Here is a 19,134-nt window from a genome sequence, read left to right as displayed (position 1 = left end):
GGCGGCGACGCTCGCTTATGCCCGGCTCTGCGACAACGCATGAGGACGCACGCATGACGCTCGACCTCTGGCTCGCGGCGCTGACCGCGCTTGGCCTTCTCATCTACCTGGTGGCGGTCCTGATCCGCCCCGAACGCTTCTGAAGGAGGCGGACACCATGACATTCCAGGGCTGGATCCTGATCCTCGGCTTCGTTGCCATCCTGCTCGCGCTGACCAAACCGGTCGGCGCCTGGCTTTTTACGCTGTACGAGGGACGGCGGACACCGCTCCATGTCGTGCTCGGCCCGGTCGAGCGCGGCTTCTATACGCTCGCGGGCATCGACCCGCATGCCGAGCAGGGGTGGCGGCGGTATGCGCTGCACATGCTGTTCTTCAACGTTGCGTTGATGGCGTTTACCTATGCGGTGCTGCGCTTGCAGGGCGTGCTGCCGGGGAACCCGCAGGGGCTGGCCGGGCTCAGCCCGAACCTCGCGTTCAACACGGCGATCAGCTTCACCACCAACACCAACTGGCAGAGCTATGGCGGCGAATCGACGATGTCGAACCTCAGCCAGATGCTGGGGTTGACGATCCACAATTTCCTGTCCGCCGCCACCGGGATCGCGCTGGCGTTCGCGCTGTTCCGCGGTTTCGCGCGGCGTGAATCCAAGGCGATCGGCAATTTCTGGGCGGATATGACGCGTGTCACGCTCTACGTCCTGCTGCCGATCTCGATCGTCTACGCGCTGTTCCTGATCGCCAGCGGCGTGCCGCAGACGATGGCGGGCGTGGTCGACGTGCAGACGCTAGAGGGCGCGAAACAGTCGCTGCTGCTCGGCCCGGTCGCGAGCCAGGAGGCGATCAAGATGCTCGGCACCAATGGTGGCGGCTTCTTCAACGCGAACTCGGCGCATCCATTCGAGAACCCGACCGCGCTGACCAACCTTGTCCAGATGCTGTCGATCTTCCTGATCGGCTTCGGGCTGACCTGGACGTTCGGCAAGGCGGTCGGCAACACGCGCCAGGGCTGGGCGATCCTGTCGGCGATGCTGATCCTGTTCCTCGCGGGCGTCACCGTCACCTATTGGCAGGAAGCCGCGGGCAACCCGGTGCTGCACCACCTCGGCGTCGCGGGCGGCAACATGGAGGGCAAGGAAGTCCGCTTCGGGATCGCCGCGTCCGCCTTGTTCTCGGTCGTCACTACCGCGGCGTCGTGCGGTGCGGTCAACAGCATGCATGACAGCTTCACCGCGCTCGGCGGGATGATTCCGCTGTTCAACATGCAGCTTGGCGAGGTCGTGATCGGCGGCGTCGGCGCAGGGATTTACGGCTTCCTGCTGTTCGCGATCCTCGCGGTGTTCGTCGCTGGGCTGATGGTCGGGCGCACACCCGAATATGTCGGCAAGAAGATCGAAAGCCGCGAAGTGAAGCTCGCGGTGCTGGCGATCGCGGTGCTGCCGTTGATGATCCTCGGGCTGACCGCGCTGTCGTCGGTGCTGCAACAAGGGCTGGCGGGGCCGCTCAACAAGGGGCCGCATGGCTTCAGCGAGATCCTCTACGCCTTCACCAGCGCGGTCGCCAACAACGGCTCCGCCTTTGCAGGGCTCACCGCCAACACGCCTTATTACAACGGGCTGCTGGGCGTCGCGATGTGGGTCGGGCGGTTCTTCATCATCGTGCCGATGCTCGCCATCGCGGGGAGTCTCGCTTCCAAGAAGTACACGCCCGAAAGCGCGGGCTCGTTCCCGACGACGGGCGGGCTGTGGGTGGGGCTGCTGGTCGGCATCATCCTGATCCTGGGTGGTCTCACCTTCCTGCCGGGCCTCGCGCTCGGTCCCATCGCCGATCATCTTGCGATGATCAGCGGCACATTGTCCTGATCGGGGGCCACCATGGCAAAGACCCAGACAAAAAGCCTGTTCACGGCCGACCTCGTCGTGCCCGCGATCAAGGCGTCGTTCCTCAAGCTCAATCCAAAGGAACTGATCCGCAATCCGGTGATGTTCGTCACCGCCGTGGTCGCGGCGTTGATGACCGTGCTGCTCGTGGTCGGGCAAGATAGCCTGTCGATCGGCTTCAAGCTCCAGCTCGTCATCTGGTTGTGGCTGACCGTGTTGTTCGGCACCTTTGCCGAAGCGCTCGCCGAGGGGCGCGGCAAGGCGCAGGCGGCGTCGTTGCGCGCGACCAAGGCGGAACTGGCCGCCAAACGGTTGAAAGGCGACGGGCGCGAGTTCGACGCGGTGCCCGCCAGCCAGCTCAAGGTCGGCGACATCGTGCTGGTCGAGACCAACGACCTGATCCCGTCCGACGGTGACGTCGTTTCGGGCGTGGCCTCGGTCAATGAGGCGGCGATCACCGGCGAGAGCGCGCCGGTGATCCGCGAGGCGGGCGGCGACCGCTCGGCGGTGACCGCGGGGACGCGCGTCATCTCGGACGAGATCCGCGTCAAGGTGACGGTCGAACCCGGCAAGGGCTTCCTGGACCGGATGATCGCGCTGGTCGAGGGTGCCGAGCGGCAGAAGACGCCGAACGAGATCGCGCTGACGCTGCTGCTCGTCGGGCTGACGGTCATCTTCCTGATCGCGGTCGGCACCGTCCCGGGCTTCGCGTCCTATGCCGGCGGGTCGATCCCGGTGGCGATGCTGGCAGCGTTGCTGATCACGCTGATCCCGACGACGATCGCGGCGTTGCTGTCGGCGATCGGGATCGCGGGCATGGACCGGCTGGTGCGCTTCAACGTGCTCGCCAAGTCGGGACGCGCGGTCGAGGCGGCAGGCGACATCGACGTCCTGTTGCTCGACAAGACCGGCACGATCACGATCGGCGACCGGCAGGCGAGCGAGTTCCGCGCGGTCTCCGGCACCAGCGCCCAGCAATTGGCCGAAGCCGCGTTGATCGCCAGTCTTGCCGACGAGACGCCGGAAGGCCGCTCGATCGTGCTGCTCGCGCGCCAGACGTTCAACGTCGCGACTACCACGCTCCCTACCGGGGCCGAGATCATCCCGTTCACCGCGCAGACCCGCATTTCGGGGGTGAAGATGGCCGACACCTTGATCCAGAAGGGCGCGGTGGATTCGATCCTGCGCGCCAATGCCGGATCGGGCGAAACCGCCGCGGCGACCGAACTGCGCCGGATCACCGACGAGATCGCCCGCGCGGGCGGGACACCGCTGGCGGTCGCGCAGGACGGGCGTCTGCTCGGCGCGATCTTCCTCAAGGACGTGGTCAAGGCCGGCATCCGCGAACGGTTCGGCGAGCTGCGTGCGATGGGAATCCGCACGGTGATGATCACCGGCGACAATCCGCTCACCGCGGCGGCGATCGCTGCCGAAGCGGGCGTCGACGATTTCCTCGCCCAGGCGACGCCCGAGGACAAGCTGGAACTGATCCGCAAGGAACAGACCGGCGGCCGGCTGGTCGCGATGTGCGGCGACGGCACCAACGACGCGCCCGCGCTCGCGCAGGCCGATGTCGGTGTCGCGATGAACACCGGCACGCAGGCCGCGCGCGAGGCGGGCAACATGGTCGATCTCGACAGCGATCCGACCAAGCTGATCGAGGTCGTCGGCCTCGGCAAGCAGCTGCTGATGACGCGCGGGGCGCTGACGACCTTCTCGGTCGCCAACGACGTCGCGAAATATTTCGCGATCATCCCGGCGATGTTCGTCGTGCTTTATCCGGGGCTCGGCGTGCTGAACGTGATGCGGCTGGGGAGTCCTGAAAGCGCGATCCTGTCGGCGATCATCTTCAACGCGGTCATCATCCCCTGCCTCGTCCCGCTGGCGCTGCGCGGCGTCGCCTACAGGCCGATGGCAGCCGGACCGCTGCTCGCACGCAACCTCGCGGTGTATGGCCTTGGTGGCCTGGTCGCACCGTTCATCGGCATCAAGCTCATCGACCTTGTGGTCGGTGGCCTCGGTCTCGCATAAGGAAAGACAGCCATGGGCAAGGATTTCACCTCCGCGCTGCGGCCGGCGATCGTCATGACGATCCTGTTCGCGGTCCTTCTCGGGCTCGTCTACCCGTTCGCCATGACCGGAATCGGCCAGGCGATCTTCCCCTCTCAGGCGAACGGCAGCCTGATGCGCGATGCGCGCGGGACCGTCATTGGCTCGACCGTGGTGGGGCAGGCGTTCACGACCGATCGCTATTTCCAGACGCGGCCATCGGCGGCGGGCAAGGGCTATGACGGTCTGGCGTCGTCGGGGTCGAATCTTGGACCGGCTAGCCATGCGCTGGTCGATCGCGTGACGCCCGACGTCGCGAAACGCCGTGCCGAGGGTGTGGCTGGTCCGGTGCCTGCCGATCTGGTCACCGCCAGTGGTTCGGGCCTCGACCCCGACCTGTCGCCCGCCGCCGCGCTGGCGCAGGCACCGCGCATCGCGCGCGTTCGCGGCGTGTCGGTCGAGCGGGTTCGCGCGTTGGTCACGGATGCGACGGATGCGTCCATCCTCGGCGAGCCGCACGTCAACGTGCTAGTGCTCAACCGCGCGCTCGACGCTCTGTCGGCCTCGGGCGCGCCCGCGCGCTGATGCCGGTATCGGGCGACGGCAGACCTGATCCCGACGCCCTCCTGCGCGCCGCCGCGCAGGAGGGCAGGGGGCGTTTCAAGGTGTTCCTCGGCGCCGCGCCTGGAGTCGGCAAGACGTTCGAGATGTTGTCCGAGGGCGCGGCGCGCCGCCGCGACGGCGTCGACGTCGTCGTCGGCGTGGTGGAAACGCATGGCCGGGCGGAAACCCAGGCGCTGACCCGCGGGCACGAGATCATTCCGAGGCGGGCGGTCGCCTATGAAGGTCGCACGCTCCAGGAGATGGATCTGGATGCGATCCTCGCGCGCGCGCCGCGCCTCGTCCTCGTCGACGAGCTCGCACACACCAATGCGCCGGGCAGTCGCCATCCCAAACGCTATCAGGACGTCGAGGAACTGCTGGTCGCCGGAATCGACGTCTATTCGACCGTCAACATCCAGCACGTCGAGAGCCTGAACGACATCGTCGCCAGTTTCACCCGCGTCCGGGTGCGCGAGACGGTGCCCGACAGCGTGCTGGAAATGGCCGAGATCGAGGTCGTCGACATCCCGCCCGACGAGCTGATCGAGCGACTGCGCGCCGGCAAGGTCTATCTGCCGCACGAAGCGACGCGGGCGCTGTCGCACTTCTTCTCGAAATCAAACCTGTCAGCGCTGCGCGAACTGGCGCTCCGCCGCGCGGCACAGGCGGTCGACGCGCGGATGCTCGACGACGTTCGTGCACTGGGTCTCGGCGGCACCTGGGCGGGCAGCGACCGGATCGTCGTCGCGATCAACGAATTGCCCGGTGCCGACACGCTGGTGCGCGCCGCCAAGCGCGTGGCCGACGGTCTGCGTGGCCCCTGGACCGCGCTCTTCATCGAAACCCCGCGCGTCGCGAATTTCTCCGACGCCGAACATCAGCGCGTTGCCGCGGCGATGACGCTGGCGACGCAGCTCGGTGCAGCCGTCGCGACGGTGCCCGCGACCGATGTTGTGGCGGGTATTCAGGGCTTTCTCGCCGATGCGCGCGCGACGCAGCTGGTCATGGGAAAGTCGCACCGGTCGCGGTGGTTCGAGTTCCTGCACGGTTCGGTCGTCGACCGGGTGATCCGCGATACCCCGGGCGTCACCGTCCATGTGTTGCCCGTGGCTGCAGACCCGCGCGGTCGGGACCGTGGTCGCCGCCGGCCGGCGCGGTGGGGTACGCCCGCCGGCTATGTGGTTACGACCGCACTCGTCGCGAGCGTCACCGCGGTCGCCAGTGCCCTGTTTCACATCCTCGATCTCGGCAACGTCGCGCTGTTGTACCTGTTGCCGGTCATGGCCGCCGCCAGCCTCTATGGCCTGCGGACCGGGCTGTACGCGGGGATCGCCTCCAGCCTTGCCTACAATTTCTTCTTCCTGCCGCCGGTCGGTACGCTGAGCATCAGCAATCCCGAAAATCTGGTCTCTGTCGTCGTCCTGCTCGCCATCGCGGTCGTGACGAGCCAACTGACCTCACGTGTCCGGGCGCAGGCGGATCTGGCCGCGGCGAGTGCGCGGACCAACGCGACGCTCGCCGGTTTCCTGCGCCAGATCACGAGCGTCAACGACATCGACGTCGCGGCGCAGATGATCTGCGACGACGTCCGCGGATTGCTCGACGTACAGGTGGTCCTGCTGGTGCCCGGGATCGGCAAGAACCTGGAGATCCTCGCCGCCAGCGATGCCGGCTATCATCTCGGCACGATGGATACCGCCGCGGCGACCTGGGCACTCGACACGGGGATGGCGGCGGGGAAGGGCTCGGGAACGCTCGCGGCATCGGAGTGGCTGTTTCAGCCGCTGAAGGCCGGGGGCCATGTACTCGGCGTGCTCGGCGTGGCGAAGGACAGCGCAGCCGACCCGGTCCGCGCCGACCAGCTGCCGCTGCTCAGCAGCCTGCTCGACCAGTCCGCGTTGGTGCTCGAGCGGTTGCGGCTCGAGGTCGAGATGCGCGATGTCGAGACCGTGCGGACGCGCGACCGCCTGCGCGCGGCGCTGCTGTCCTCGGTGAGCCATGACCTGCGCACCCCGCTGACCGCGGTCATTGCCGCGGCGGACCAGCTCGAGCATGGCGCGACGCCCGACCTGATCGCGACGATCAAGGCCGAGGCCGCGCGGCTCAATCGTTTCGTCGCCAACCTGCTCGACATGGCACGGGTCGAGGCGGGCGCGCTGAAGCTCAACGTGGAACCGACCGACCTCAGCGATGCGGTGACCGGCGCGGCCCATGACGCGCGGCGCGCGCTGGAGGGCCATGCGGTCCGGCTCGACGTCCCGCCCGATCTTCCACTGGTCTACACCGACCCTCAGCTGCTCCATCATTGCCTGCTCAACCTGCTCGACAATGCCGGCCGCTACGGCGATCCCGGGACCGAGATCGTGATCGAGGGGCGGCACCGGTTCGGCGAGCTTCGATTGGCCGTGATGGATCACGGACCCGGCCTGCCGCCGGGCAAGGAAACCGAAGTGTTCGAGACGTTCCGCCGTCTCGAAGGGTCCGATCGCGCGGTGGGCGGAACGGGTCTCGGCCTCGCGATCGTCAAGGCGTTCGCGGAGGCGATGGACATGATGGTCGAGGCCGGGAACCGCGACGATGGTAGCGGAGCCGCCTTCGCACTGATCTTCCCCCGCGCGCTCATCGTCCGCGATCTCAAACCCGAAAGCATCGCCTGAATGCCCGCAAAGATTCTCGTGGTGGACGACGAAGCCGCGATCCGCCGCCTGCTGCGCAACACGCTCACCCGCGCGGGCTATGCCGTGGTCGAGGCCGAGGACGGGCGGCAGGCGCTGCAGCAGGCGGCGGTCGAGCATCCGAGCGCGGTCCTGCTCGACCTCGGCCTGCCCGACCGCGATGGGTTGAGCCTAATCCCGCTGCTGCGGACGCATGGCGATGCGGTGATTCTGGTCGTGTCGGCGCGCGATGCGGTCGACGAGAAGGTTACCGCGCTCGACCTGGGGGCGGATGATTTCATCACCAAACCGTTCGACAGCGAGGAACTGCTCGCCCGCCTGCGGGTGGCGCTGCGTCATCATGGACTGTCTGAAAGCACGCCCAAGATCGTGCGCACCGGTGACGTTAGTATCGATCTCGATCGTCGGGTCGTGTTCCGGGGGACTGAGGAACTGCATCTCACCCGCAAGGAGCATGACGTGCTCGCGGTGCTTGCCCGGCACATCGGCCGCGTCGTGACGCATCAGCGCGTGCTCGCCGCGGCCTGGGGCGGCGAGGAGGATCCGCGCGTCGAATATCTCCGCATCGTCATCCGCAACCTGCGGCAGAAGCTGGAGCATCCGGGACCAGTCGGCAGCGTGATCGCCAACGAACTGGGCGTCGGCTACCGCTTGCGTGCCGATGCGTAGCGAGGTCCTTGCGGATATCTCGATTGACATAGCATCGACGGGCACCGCGACTTGGATGCCTGACCGATGCCGATGTCCTCGTCAGGCGGCCGTGCTGACGGGCGTTTCCGAAATGAGCGACAGATACAGGTTCGCGAGTTCGTAATGGCGGGCGCAGGCGCTTGGATCTTCGGTGGCGGCGGCCATTGCAATTTCCTGCTCAGCTCGCCGTTCGAAATAGCACCGATCTGCGTCCGTCATCGTCAAGCCCCTCGCGCAGCATCGCCCGCGTGTGTTCCGCCGCCGGCGAGTGCCAGCCATGCGGCGTCCTAGGCGCGGGACCAGATCGCGACAAGACCTATTGTTCGCTATATGTTCTTTGGCTAAGGACCCTTAATCGGCGGTGAAGTCCGTGCGTGTCGGTCGGACTCCGGAAGGCTCGTGCAATACAGTTCTGGGTGCGCGTCCGTTGACGAATGGATACATGCCAAATCGGGCTGAACTATAGCCGTTTGGGATGTTCATGAAAAGTAAATAGAAATTGTTCTCAGATGCATCAATGGCTTATGATTTCTCCATGACCGATCTATCCTATCCAGTCGGTGATGATACCCAGCGTGTGGTGCTGCAACTCCAGAACGCGATACTCAAGAGGATTGCACGGGGCGAGAGTCTGGACGTGACCTGCCGGTCGTTATGCGAGCAGGTCGAGCAGCTGGTGCCCGGCGTGATCTGTTCGGTCCTGACGGTCGACCGCGCGGGCAGGATGCATCCGCTGGCCGGCCCCAGTCTTCCGGAGTCGTATTCGCAGGCGATCGATGGCGCCGCGATCGGGCCGCTGGCGGGGTCGTGCGGCACCGCCGCGTATCTTGGCACCGACGTCAGCGTCGCGGATATCGCGACCGATCCGCGCTGGGCCGATTTCAAGCATCTGGTGGCGCCGCTCGGTCTGCGCGGCTGCTGGTCGAGTCCGATATCGAATCCGGACGGCGTTATCGTGGCGACCTTTGCTTTCTACTACCGCGAAGCGCGGGGGCCGACGGCGTTCGAACGCGTGCTCGTCGAGCATTGCGTGCATCTCTGCCTGATCGCCATCGACCGCCATAATCGCGTCGTCGAACATGAGCGGCGCGCCTTTACCGACACGCTGACCGAGCTGCCCAACCGGGCCGCCTTCAATGCGGCATTGGCCGATATCCGGGAACGGGCGGTCGAGCGCTGGGCGCTGTTCGTGCTCGATCTCGACAATCTGAAGGTGATCAACGACACGTTCGGGCATCCGGCCGGCGATGCTGTCCTGCGGATCGTCGGTCAGCGGATCGCGGCGGCGGGAGAGCCCGGGCGGACCTTTCGGGTGGGGGGCGACGAATTCGCGCTGATCCTGGAGTCGGCGGACGACCTGGCCGAACCCGATGCGATCGCGCAGCGGATCCTCGATGCGCTGGGCCGACCCGCCGATTGCGGCGGCCAGATCGTCGTGCCGCGCGCGACCATCGGTGGCGCGGTCTATATCGCGGGCGATCCCGTGACCGCCCCAGTGCGCCAGAACGCCGATTTCGCGCTGTACCATGCAAAGGATACCGCGCGCGGCAGCTTCGTGATGTATTCGGCCGCGCTGGGTTCGAGCATGACGCGGCGCCTGCACGCGATCCGCGATGTCAGCGCAGCACTCTGTGACGGACGGATCGAGGCCTATTACCAGCCAATCTTCCGGCTCGACACGCGTGAGATCGTCGGTCTGGAAGCGCTGTGCCGGATGCGCATTGACGACCGGATCATTTCCGCCGCCGCGTTCCACGAAGCCACCAGCGATGCGCGGGTTTCGACCGCGCTGACCGAGCGGATGATGGGGCTTGTCGCCGCCGACATCCGGACCTGGCTCGATCTGGGTCTCGCGGTCCAGCATGTCGGGATCAACGTCTCGTCGGAGGATTTGAGCGGCGGGGCGATTGCGCGCGTGCTCGCATCGGCGTTCGAACGCCATGACGTCTCGCTAGAGCATGTCATCCTGGAGGTCACCGAAACCGTGTATATGGGCCGAGGCGACCAGGCGATCCAAGAGGCGATCCGCGCGCTGCGCGACCATGGCATCCGGGTGGCGCTCGACGATTTCGGCACCGGTTTCGCGTCGCTCACGCATCTTCTCACGGTGCCCGTCGACGTGATCAAGATCGACAAGACGTTCGTCGATCATCTCGAACCCGACAGTGTCAGCGCGACGATCGTCGAAGGGCTGATCCGCGTCGCCAAGAAAATGGGCATCCGGATCGTCGCGGAGGGGATCGAGTCGGATCAGCAGATCGCGCAGCTTCGCGCGATCGGCTGCGTGCTCGGCCAGGGATTCGTATTCTCCCCCGCCGTCGACCGGGATGCGACGACCGCGCTTCTGGCGATGCACGGGCAGCGCGAGGCGCGGCGTGTCGGCAGTGGCGGGATGGCACGGGCCTCGTGAGGATGCGGCCGGCCTAGGCCGGCGGTACCGCGAGATTCGGGCGCTGCGCTGCGCTGCGCTGCGCTGCGCTCGCAGCCCGGCTTTACTGGTAACGGAGCGTCTTTCCGAACCCTTCATTCGTCTTGGCCATCTTGGCAATCTTGCGCAGCTGGCCGCGGACATGGCGCTGGAACCGAATATCGTCATAGATACCGGTCGCGGAATAGTCGTCCTGGGCGATCAGGTCCTTGAGCCGTTTTGCAAAACCGGCCTGATCCTCGGTGCAGTCCGGCAACTGCAGCGCCCGGCAGGCCCATTCCTCGGCAGCCGCCTTGTCATAATCGTCCTGCGCCTCGTAGCCGCGCCGGTCCGCCATTGCCTGGTCGAGCTTCGCCGCGGCAAGCCGCCGCTCGAGCCAGATTTTGACTAGGGTCCCGTCGCACGCCGCGCTTTTGGTATTCGCCGGATCATTCATCGTTCGCTCCAATACATTCCGGCATATGCGCAAATCGGGGACGTTCAAGCGCGTTTGCGGGCGCCGCTCTGCGTATCGGGGTGATACCCGGGTCGGTGCGGGATCGAGCGGCGCGCTGGTATGGAGCGCATTGACGGTGTCATCCGTTGACGGAGCCGATCAGACGATCGCTCCAACCGACAGGATCCCTTATGCTTCGTTCCCTTCTGATAGGCCTGGTGGCCGGCCAGCGTGCGATGACGCCGCTTGCTGCACTGGCCGGCGCCGCACAGCGCGGCACGCTCCCTGAGGATACCGCTGGAGCGCGTCTGATGGCGGTGCCGCTGATCAGCGCCGGGGGCGTGGCGATGGCGGCGGCCGAGATGGCGGGCGACAAGATGAAGACCGCGCCCGATCGTACCGTGTTCCTCGGTCTGCTCGCGCGCACGATCACGGGCGGCTTTGCCGGCGCGGCGCTCGCCCCGCCAAAGCGTCAGCTGACGGGCGCAGCGGTCGGGATCGGCGCGGCGATCCTGTCATCCTATGGTGGCCTCGCCGCCCGCAAATGGGCGATGGAACGCTGGGGGCAGACGAGCACCGGGTTCGTCGAGGACGCGATCCTGATGTCCGCGGCGACCGCGATCGTTCACGCCAGGCCGGCGCACGCCTGACGCCGGATCGCCGTCAGCGGCGGCCGCCGCGCCTTCGCTGACGGCACGATCTCCGACTAGATCTGGCTATTCTAATACTTCGCTTCGTCACAATACATCAGATATCGATCTATTGCCTCCGGCTCCACCTTCTCGCGCACAAACAACAGTGATAAGCGCGGGATATTACGGGGGGATCTATGATTCGAGCAATCATTCTGGCTGCGGCATTTGCGGCGACGGTTCCAGCAGGGGCTTTGGCGAAGGATGATCCGAACACGCTGACGCACGGCATGGTGCAGATGAACCTGAAGGTCGGCACCACGACGCAGGCACAGATCATCGAGGCGTTTGGCGGGCCGAACATTACCACTATCGATGGTTCCGGACAGGAAATGTGGGTCTATGACCGCCATGCCACGGTGTCTTACGACAAGACATCGGGGTTTTCGATTGGCCTGTTCGGCGGCGGTGGTGGCGGCGGCGCCGCGGGGCTGGGCGGTCTGGGGTTCAGCAACAAGAAGTCGCGGTCGAGCCAGTCGTCGCGCGCCATGACACTCGTGATCAAGTTCAACGCGAACAAGGTCGTCAGCGATTTCCAAAGCCGCAGCAGTTCGTTCTAAGGGGGAATATCAATGAAGAAGCTTTTTGTAGCGCTCGCCATGGCGGGTGCATGCCTCGACGCGTCTGTCGTCCTTGCAAAAAAGCCGGTCGTCATGTCGTCGCTCGAACTGCAGCAGCTGCAGGGTCGGGATATCGAGGCGAGCAAGGATCAGGTGTTCGGCGCCGTCATGTCGGTGCTGCAGGATTCGGGCTATCGTATCCAGGCCGCCGACAAGGACACCGGGCTGATCACCGGTATCGCCTCGACCAAGGGCAAGATGTCGTACAGCCTGTGGACCGGTTTCGGTAAATCGAAGAAGACGCCGATCGTCTCGGCCTTTATCGAGCAGACCAGCCCGTCGACGACGCATGTGCGGCTGAGCTTCGTCATGGGGAAAGTCAAATCGACCGTCTATGGCTCGGGGGCGCAGGACGAAGAGCCGATCTACGACGTGTCGGTCTATCAGACGGCGTTCGAACAGATCAACCAGACCGTGTTCATCCGCCAGACGATGAAATCCCCGGCCGCGACGGTGGCTTCGCCGGGTGCGCCGATCGCAGCGACGCCTGTCGCCACCACGGTCGCGCCCGCCGCGCCGTCCGCCCCCAAGTGACGATCGGTCAGGCGGGCGGTACGCCGCCCGCCTGACCATGATTGCGGGTGATTGCCGCTTGGCGTCGGCGCGCGGCCCGATGCCGCGCCGGGTGGTTCGACGCTTATAGCAGGGTGCGGCCCGTCGGTGCGGCGGTGCGGGTCGGAAAGACGGGGCCGCGCACGGTCATCCGGCTGGCGGGATAGGGGCGCTGCAGTGCGACGACGTCGTCGTAGCGACCGGTGAGCCAGAGCGCGTGATCGTCCGGATGCAGGATGGTGATCATCGCCTTGGGGTGGATCGGCGCGACCAGTTCGTTCGCGTCGCAGGTGACCATCGCGAAATACCGCTGCTCGCCAATCTGGCGCCAGAATCCGGCGATCGCGAACACGTCCTGGTCGATGACGTCGAACCACATCTCGCCCTTCATCGGCTTTTTCCCGTCGCCGCGATCAACGGGGTCGGGCGTCCATTCGCAGAATTCGGTGAGCGGGATCAGGCACCGGTTCTCGGGGTTCGCGGCAAGGGCTTTCCACTGCGGCAGCGCGAGGTTGCGGACGTTGGTCATCGGCCATGGCGCCTGCCCGGCGGTCACGTCCCACTGCATCACGTCGAGCCCGCGGGCCCCGTCCTGCTCGCGGATCACATAGGCGCGGCTTTTGGGGTAGAGCTCGGTCGGATTGAACCGGTTATCCATCGGCCTTGGCGTCAGCCAGCCCGCGCCAAAGACCTGGGTCAGGGTTTCGGGCTCGCCCTCGAACCGCGCGCGATTACACATGGGGTGCCGATGCGATGGGACCGGCCGTCGCGCAAGCCTGTGGAAAGGCACGACACCCGGTCATGGCCGGCGCTCCGCCGTCTCCGCTGCCGGCTTCACGTAGCGGTCCAGCCAGTCCGTCATCTGCCACAGCGTCTCTTCGGTGGACTCGAGCGCGCGATAGCCGTGCGGTTCGTTCGGCAGGACGACGTAGCGCACGGTCGCACCATTGCCCTTGAGCGCAGCGTACATGCGTTCGGACTGGATCGGGAAGGTGCCGCTATTGTCGTCCGCGCCGCCGTGGATCAGCAGGATCGGCGCCTTGATCCGGTCGGCATAGGTGAACGGGCTCATCTCGGTATAGGTCGGCGTCGCCTGCCAATAAGTCCGCTGTTCGGCCTGGAATCCGAACGGGGTCAGCGTGCGGTTATACGCGCCCGACCGGGCGATGCCTGCGCGGAAGAGATCGGTATGCGCGAGCAGATTGGCGGTCATGAACGCGCCATAGCTGTGCCCGCCGACCGCCATGCGGGTCCGGTCAGCGACCCCGAGCTTGACGACGGCATCGACCGCCGCCTGCGCATCCTGCTGGAGTTGCTTGACGTAGGTGTCGTTCGCCTCCGTGCCGCCTTCGCCGATGATCGGCATCGCCGGATTGTCGAGGATCGCATAGCCCTGGGTCAGCAGGAACAGGTGGCTGATGCCGCGTGGGCGCACGAAGCGATTGCCCTGGTCGACGGTCTGCCCGGCGACCTTCGCATCGGTGAATTCGGCGGGGTAGGCCCAGAGTAAGGTCGGCAGCGGCCCGTCGCGCTTCGCGTCATAGCCCGCGGGCAGGTAGAGCGACCCCGACAGTGCAAGCCCGTCGGCGCGAGGATAGGTGATCGTGCGCTGCGTCACGCCGGCGAACACCGGGGCAGGATCGGCGAACGCGGTGACCGGCTTGGCGCTGCCGCCCCTGACGCTGCGCACGACGTAATTGGGAGCGAGCTTCGCACTTTCGCGGCGCGTGAGAATGCGCTGCCCGGTATCGTCGAGCATCGCGACGACGGTTTCGTAATAGGGCGGCTTGGCGGACCATAGCCGCGTCTGTTCGCCGCCTGTAAGCGGCAGCGTCGCGAGGAAGGGGAAGGCGCCCGCCTTGGTCGCACCGTCGCCGGTGACGTAGACGGCCTTATGGTCTGGGGTAAAGCGCATCACCGGCTTTCCCGCGGCGTTCGATTCGACGACCGGCCGACCCGGGTCGCCATATTGGTCCTGGTAATTGCGGGTCAGCAGCGTGCGCGGCTGGCCCGGTCGCGCCGGTGCGACCGCGAGGCGGTGTTCGGTTCGCGACCGCCATTCACGGTCGACGACCATCGCGAAGCCGTCATCGCCCCAGAAGGTCGTCGCATAGCGCGCCGGGGTCATCGCGAGATCGACCGGCGCCGCTTTGAACGGTGCCGCCTGCATCTTGACCACGTCGTGGAAGGCGACCTTCGCACGCGGATTGCCGCCGTCGAGCGCTTCGGCCCAGACGAGCGTGGCGGGGGCGTCGGATCGCCACATCGCCTCGCGCGGACCCTTGACGGTGGCGTCGAAGTCGACCGGAAGATCGTCGGCGAGCGGGCGATCGACCAGCGTCCGTACCGGCTGGCCATCGATCGTCGCGACGGCGATCTCGGTCGGGAAATAGCGCGCGGGCAGCAGATAGGAATAGGGCCGCTTGAGCCGTTCGGTCAGCAGATACCGGCCGTCGGGCGAGACGCTGAACTCGGTGATGAGCCCGGGCGCCCCGATCGGCCGGGTGGCGCCCGACAGCGCGATCCGGACGAGCTGGCCCGTGAAATAATGATCGAACAGGGCCTCGTCGTGCGCATCGCCGAGCAAATCTTCATAGGTTCGCGCCGCCGACGATCGGCCCGCGCTTTCCTGGACGACGGGGCCCGTCGGCGTGTCGCCGGCGACGGGCGCGGGGCCGCGGTTCGCGGGGACGGTGTAGGCGATCAGCGCCGTGCTGTCGGGCATCCAGGTGAACGGCGTGCCGAACGTCCCGTTCAGGCCCCTGGCCACCATGCGCGCGCTGCCGTCACGCTCGGCGATCCACAGCGAGAGACCGTCGGGCTGCTGCGCGTAGAAGGCGAGGCGGGTGCCGTCGGGCGACCAGTCAGGTGCGGCAAAGCGCAGTCCGGCAGGCAGCGCGACATTAATGGTCTTGCCGCTCGCCAGATCCTTGAACTGCAGCGCGTTCAACCACTGCACGCGGACCTCGGCCTGACCATTGGTCGCGGGATCGATGCGATAACCACCGAGCCGCAGGATCGGTTTGGACAGATTGGCGATCGACGGAAGATTCTCGCGACCGAGAATCGCGAGCGTCCGGTGGTCGGGGCTGACCGAGACGCCCGGGGTCGGGGGCGTCTCCAGCGCCCGCGCGATCGCATCGGGCGCGCGGTGATAGGGCGTGCCCGGCGTCTGCGCGCTGGCGCCGGAGACCACCGCGCCGGGTAAAGCGGTCGTGGTGACGAGGAGGAGAGCGATCAAACAGGCACTGGCGCGCATTCATAACCCCTTGTTCTGATATGTCAGGGGTGTGGCATGTCGGGCGGGCCGGCACCAGCGGGCCCGGCCTGCGTGGCAGCTGGCACCTCAGAATTCGCGGATGATGCGCAGGCCGACGCGCGGTCGGAATGGACCCGACACGGCCCGTTCGGCGCCCGCACCGATCTGCGCCGAGACCTTCCGCCCGATCGCGCGGTGCAGCTGTGGCATCAGGAGCCAATAGCTGCTCGCCCCCGTCTGCCGGTTCACCTCGAACCCGAGCACGGTGCCGTCATCGACATCCCAGAATGTCGAGTGATTGACGATCAGCCCGGTGCCCTTCGTGCTCCTGAGCGTCACGTCGCCCGCGCCGATCATCGTCATCGTGCTCAACCGTTCGCCGAAGCGGTTGCCGAGCAGATAGACCAGGCTGCTCGACCACCCCCCGTCGCGGCGATTGTGAAGCCCGAGATACTGGACGCCGTGGATGCTGCGTCCGCCGCGAAACGTGCCGAACGTCCCCTGCAGCCCCATTTTGAGATCGGTCAGCCGGCCATTGGTGAACGGCAGCTCGAGTTCGACTGCAAAGCCGTCGGCGACCGCATACTCGACCTCGGGCGCCCATTCGACATGGCGCGACGGTCCGCTGAGATTGACCTGGGCGAGCGTGTTGGTCTCGAGCTCGCCGCGCCGTGCGCCGAGTGGCCGGACCATGTCGAAGATCATCGGTTCGGGGATGGCGGGGATCGCGGCGGACGTCGCCCCCGCGATCGCGGTCGCGCCCGGTACCGGCTGGGCCTCTGCCGATCGCGTCTGCGCGGCAGCGCCGGTGCTGGCGGCAAGGAGGGCGGGGGCGCAGAACGCTGCGAGGGAGAAGTGGGCGCAGGGCCGCGCGCGGATGATCATGGTGACGGGTTCCGGTGGATAGAGCATGAGGACATGCGCTCATCGCCGCGCCGACTTACGCCGACCTTACGCGGGCCCGCAGGTCGACTTCATGAAGCGCGAACAGCACCATCCCGATGGCGAGCGGGATCAGGAAATAGACCATCCGATAGGCGAGCAAGGCGGCGAACAGCGTCGCGCGGTCGATCTCGGGCAAGCTCGCCAGCATCACCGCTTCGAACACGCCCACGCCGCCCGGGGCATGGGTGATCAATCCCGTCGTGATCGCCACCAGGTACCCGAGCAACAGGCCGGGAAGCAGGGCAAGCGACGCGCCGGGCAGCAAGACGACCAGCACCAGCGCCGCAAGGACGAGGTCGATGCTCGCCAGCATCATCTGGATCAGCGCCTGCCGCGTGCGAGGCACGGGGATCGAGCGGCCGAATGCGACGATCATCCGACCGCCACGCCGGTGGAGCAGGATCAGCACTACGCCCAGCAGGGCAAGGCTCGCCGTGCCGATCGCGGCGTGGACCGGGTAGGACATCGCAATGCCGGCAATCGCCAGCTTGTCGGGACTGGCGACAAGCCCGATCCCCAGCAGTAGGAGCACCCCGGACCAGAAGGTCAGGCCGGTCAGCACCATGACATGACCGACTTCGCCGATCGTCAGCCCTGCGGGCCGGTAGATCCGCAACCGTGCGGTTCCGCCGGTCAGCAGCGCGAACCCGAAATTGTGACTGAAAACATAGCTGGTGAACGAGGCGAGCGCCGCCCGGGGATAGGCAACCCGTCGCCCGATGACCCGCAGCGCGATCACGTCATAGCCGGTCAGCACGCCGTAGCTGGTTGCGGTGATCCCGGCCGCGAGCAGCAGCCGGACCCAGCCGATCCGCGTCAGCGCGTCGCGGATGTCGGTCCAGTCGACCCCGTCGAGCAGGCTTGCGAGCGCCGACAGGGCGATCGCGACGACGGGGAGCATCGCGGCAGCAGCGGCTGCCGTTCGCACCGACGACGATGACAGGAGACGTCGCCAGCCTGACGGCGTCCGGGCGCTGCACTGTTCTGTCACGACGCTCAGCCCGCGGCCGACCGGTTCCGCCAGAGTGCCGGCGCGGCACCCGGATCGGCGGTTGTCGACACCGTGTCCGTGCCCGACAGCGCACGATAGGCGTCGAGGACCATCGCCGACGCGGTGTCCCAGTCATAGGCCGCGCTTGCCGCGCGTGCGGCCCGGCCCATCGACGCGCGCAGATCCGAGAACAGCGCAAGACGGCGAACCGCGGCGACCGCCGCATCGAGATCGTTCGCGGCGAAGAACATGCCCGTTTCCCTGCGCAGCAGGTTGCGTCCGCTGGGGATGTCGACGCACACGCTCGGCAATCCCGATGCCATCGCTTCCAACGTTACGTTGCCAAAGGCTTCGGTAATGCTCGGATTGACGAAAATATCCGCGCTGGCGACTGCGCGAGCCAGTCTGTCGCCCGACAGGCTGCCGAGGAGGATCGCGTCCGGCAGGCGCCGCGTTAGCCAGTCCCGTTCGGGCCCGTCGCCGACGATCACGGCCCGGATCGTGGCGGATGATCCGCACAGATCTCCGCTACCCTTGCGAACCGCGTCGACGATGTCGGCGAACAGCGCCGGTCCCTTCTCGCGGACCAGCCGGCCGAAGAAGAGCAGGACGATGTCGGTGTCAGCGATGCCCATGTGCCGGCGCCAGGCCAGGTCGCGGTGGCGCGGAGAGAAGGCGTCGCGATCGACCCCGCGACCCCAGAGACGTGTCCGCTCGCCAAGCCCCTTGGCGGAAAACTCGGCGGCGATGGGAGGGGTGGGCACGAGGATCGCGTCGCTGCCGGTGTAGAACCGGTCGAGATGCCGTTCCATCATTGGCCGGATCAATCCCGCACCATAGAATTGCGCATAGGTCTCGAACCGCGTGTGCAGGCTGGCGACGACCGGGATGCCCATTGTCCGTGCCAGCCGCTGCGCGGCAACGCCGGTCCAGTCGGGGGCGGACAGGTGGACGATGTCGGGGCGGAAACGTTCGACATCGCGCCGGACCGCCGCCGGCAATCCGAGCCCCAGCCGATACTCGCCGCGACCCGGAATCCGGACCGACGGGACCGACACCAATGTGCCCGCGGGGGCAAAGGCGGGGCGGGGCGATGTCGGTGAATAGACCCGGACCTCGACGCCGCCGCTCTCGAGATACCCGACGAGGCGGTTGAGCGCCTGGTTGGCGCCGTCGCGCAGATAGTTGTAGTTGCCCGAGAACAGGGCGATCCGGCGCGGCTGGTAGGGCGCCGCACGGACGCGGGACACCGCGGCGCGGGTCGCTGCAAGCCGTTCGAACGGGCCAAGGATATCGGACATGGAGACACTCTGAT

The 19,134-nt window shown here is 66.7% G+C and carries 16 protein-coding genes; 10 read left to right on the top strand and 6 right to left on the bottom strand.

Annotated features, from left to right (window positions below):
* Nucleotides 1–53: 53 nt before the first annotated feature.
* The 7 genes from kdpF to NEF64_RS16830 all read left to right on the top strand — a co-directional run bounded on the left by kdpF (nt 54) and on the right by NEF64_RS16830 (nt 10,306).
* Nucleotides 54–143, top strand: coding sequence for a K(+)-transporting ATPase subunit F (gene kdpF / locus NEF64_RS16860; protein WP_022685962.1), 90 nt, complete (start codon nt 54–56; stop codon nt 141–143).
* Between the two features lie 14 nt (nt 144–157).
* Nucleotides 158–1,861, top strand: coding sequence for a potassium-transporting ATPase subunit KdpA (kdpA, locus tag NEF64_RS16855; protein WP_056408979.1), 1,704 nt, complete (start codon nt 158–160; stop codon nt 1,859–1,861).
* Nucleotides 1,862–1,873: 12 nt separating this feature from the next.
* Nucleotides 1,874–3,910 (top strand): potassium-transporting ATPase subunit KdpB, encoded by a 2,037-nt coding sequence (gene kdpB / locus NEF64_RS16850; RefSeq protein ID WP_252574177.1) that lies wholly within the window; start codon nt 1,874–1,876, stop codon nt 3,908–3,910.
* 12 nt (nt 3,911–3,922) lie between these two features.
* Nucleotides 3,923–4,513, top strand: coding sequence for a potassium-transporting ATPase subunit KdpC (gene kdpC / locus NEF64_RS16845; RefSeq protein ID WP_056408983.1), 591 nt, complete (start codon nt 3,923–3,925; stop codon nt 4,511–4,513).
* Nucleotides 4,513–7,188, top strand: coding sequence for a sensor histidine kinase (locus NEF64_RS16840; protein WP_056408985.1), 2,676 nt, complete (start codon nt 4,513–4,515; stop codon nt 7,186–7,188). The genes kdpC and NEF64_RS16840 overlap by 1 nt, the downstream gene beginning before the upstream one ends.
* A complete protein-coding gene (locus NEF64_RS16835) occupies nt 7,189–7,875 on the top strand; it encodes a response regulator transcription factor (protein ID WP_056408988.1) in 687 nt (228 codons plus the stop codon). It abuts the gene before it with no gap.
* Between the two features lie 556 nt (nt 7,876–8,431).
* Nucleotides 8,432–10,306 (top strand): putative bifunctional diguanylate cyclase/phosphodiesterase, encoded by a 1,875-nt coding sequence (locus NEF64_RS16830; RefSeq protein WP_235516504.1) that lies wholly within the window; start codon nt 8,432–8,434, stop codon nt 10,304–10,306.
* 82 nt (nt 10,307–10,388) lie between these two features.
* On the opposite strand, the gene NEF64_RS16825 is transcribed toward NEF64_RS16830, so the two are convergent.
* A complete protein-coding gene (locus tag NEF64_RS16825; protein ID WP_252574175.1) occupies nt 10,389–10,760 on the bottom strand; it encodes a hypothetical protein in 372 nt (123 codons plus the stop codon).
* A 191-nt stretch (nt 10,761–10,951) separates the two neighbouring features.
* Between NEF64_RS16825 and NEF64_RS16820 the strand changes: the two genes are divergently transcribed.
* From NEF64_RS16820 to NEF64_RS16810, 3 genes are all read left to right on the top strand, one after another.
* Entirely contained in the window at nt 10,952–11,410 is a 459-nt protein-coding gene (locus tag NEF64_RS16820) for a hypothetical protein (protein ID WP_056408993.1), read from the top strand.
* Nucleotides 11,411–11,589: 179 nt separating this feature from the next.
* A complete protein-coding gene (locus NEF64_RS16815) occupies nt 11,590–12,012 on the top strand; it encodes a hypothetical protein (RefSeq protein ID WP_056408995.1) in 423 nt (140 codons plus the stop codon).
* Nucleotides 12,013–12,024: 12 nt separating this feature from the next.
* Nucleotides 12,025–12,606: a hypothetical protein gene (locus NEF64_RS16810; RefSeq protein ID WP_156360467.1), complete on the top strand. Its 582-nt coding sequence runs from the start codon at nt 12,025–12,027 to the stop codon at nt 12,604–12,606.
* Between the two features lie 103 nt (nt 12,607–12,709).
* Here NEF64_RS16810 and NEF64_RS16805 read toward each other — a convergent pair whose 3' ends face one another.
* From NEF64_RS16805 to NEF64_RS16785, 5 genes are all read right to left on the bottom strand, one after another.
* Nucleotides 12,710–13,363, bottom strand: a complete 654-nt coding sequence (locus tag NEF64_RS16805) for an SOS response-associated peptidase family protein (protein WP_056408996.1) — start codon at nt 13,361–13,363, stop codon at nt 12,710–12,712.
* 60 nt (nt 13,364–13,423) lie between these two features.
* Nucleotides 13,424–15,865 carry a prolyl oligopeptidase family serine peptidase gene (locus tag NEF64_RS16800; RefSeq protein WP_252574173.1) on the bottom strand — a complete coding sequence of 814 codons (2,442 nt, stop codon included), beginning with the start codon at nt 15,863–15,865 and terminating at the stop codon, nt 13,424–13,426.
* A gap of 105 nt (nt 15,866–15,970) precedes the next feature.
* Nucleotides 15,971–16,795: a hypothetical protein gene (locus NEF64_RS16795; RefSeq protein ID WP_234387766.1), complete on the bottom strand. Its 825-nt coding sequence runs from the start codon at nt 16,793–16,795 to the stop codon at nt 15,971–15,973.
* Between the two features lie 28 nt (nt 16,796–16,823).
* Nucleotides 16,824–17,756, bottom strand: coding sequence for a lysylphosphatidylglycerol synthase domain-containing protein (locus tag NEF64_RS16790; protein WP_156360468.1), 933 nt, complete (start codon nt 17,754–17,756; stop codon nt 16,824–16,826).
* 68 nt (nt 17,757–17,824) lie between these two features.
* Nucleotides 17,825–19,120 carry a glycosyltransferase family 4 protein gene (locus NEF64_RS16785; protein WP_081877770.1) on the bottom strand — a complete coding sequence of 432 codons (1,296 nt, stop codon included), beginning with the start codon at nt 19,118–19,120 and terminating at the stop codon, nt 17,825–17,827.
* Nucleotides 19,121–19,134 lie beyond the last annotated feature (14 nt).

Origin of the sequence: Sphingomonas aerolata, assembly GCF_023935825.1 — a bacterium.
GTDB lineage: Bacteria > Pseudomonadota > Alphaproteobacteria > Sphingomonadales > Sphingomonadaceae > Sphingomonas > Sphingomonas aerolata.
The sequence above is the reverse complement of the archived record's forward strand: the minus strand, read 5'-3'. Positions and strand labels throughout refer to the sequence as shown.

Excerpts from the sequence above, each read along its gene's own strand:
- NEF64_RS16825 (WP_252574175.1), bottom strand. The coding sequence starts at position 10,760 with ATGAATGATCCGGCGAATACCAAAAGCGCGGCGTGCGACGGGACCCTA.
- NEF64_RS16810 (WP_156360467.1), top strand. The coding sequence starts at position 12,025 with ATGAAGAAGCTTTTTGTAGCGCTCGCCATGGCGGGTGCATGCCTCGAC.
- NEF64_RS16840 (WP_056408985.1), top strand. The coding sequence starts at position 4,513 with ATGCCGGTATCGGGCGACGGCAGACCTGATCCCGACGCCCTCCTGCGC.
- NEF64_RS16785 (WP_081877770.1), bottom strand. The coding sequence starts at position 19,120 with ATGTCCGATATCCTTGGCCCGTTCGAACGGCTTGCAGCGACCCGCGCC.
- NEF64_RS16830 (WP_235516504.1), top strand. The coding sequence starts at position 8,432 with ATGACCGATCTATCCTATCCAGTCGGTGATGATACCCAGCGTGTGGTG.
- NEF64_RS16835 (WP_056408988.1), top strand. The coding sequence starts at position 7,189 with ATGCCCGCAAAGATTCTCGTGGTGGACGACGAAGCCGCGATCCGCCGC.
- NEF64_RS16795 (WP_234387766.1), bottom strand. The coding sequence starts at position 16,795 with ATGCTCTATCCACCGGAACCCGTCACCATGATCATCCGCGCGCGGCCC.
- NEF64_RS16805 (WP_056408996.1), bottom strand. The coding sequence starts at position 13,363 with ATGTGTAATCGCGCGCGGTTCGAGGGCGAGCCCGAAACCCTGACCCAG.
- kdpA (WP_056408979.1), top strand. The coding sequence starts at position 158 with ATGACATTCCAGGGCTGGATCCTGATCCTCGGCTTCGTTGCCATCCTG.
- NEF64_RS16820 (WP_056408993.1), top strand. The coding sequence starts at position 10,952 with ATGCTTCGTTCCCTTCTGATAGGCCTGGTGGCCGGCCAGCGTGCGATG.
- NEF64_RS16815 (WP_056408995.1), top strand. The coding sequence starts at position 11,590 with ATGATTCGAGCAATCATTCTGGCTGCGGCATTTGCGGCGACGGTTCCA.
- kdpF (WP_022685962.1), top strand. The coding sequence starts at position 54 with ATGACGCTCGACCTCTGGCTCGCGGCGCTGACCGCGCTTGGCCTTCTC.
- kdpB (WP_252574177.1), top strand. The coding sequence starts at position 1,874 with ATGGCAAAGACCCAGACAAAAAGCCTGTTCACGGCCGACCTCGTCGTG.
- kdpC (WP_056408983.1), top strand. The coding sequence starts at position 3,923 with ATGGGCAAGGATTTCACCTCCGCGCTGCGGCCGGCGATCGTCATGACG.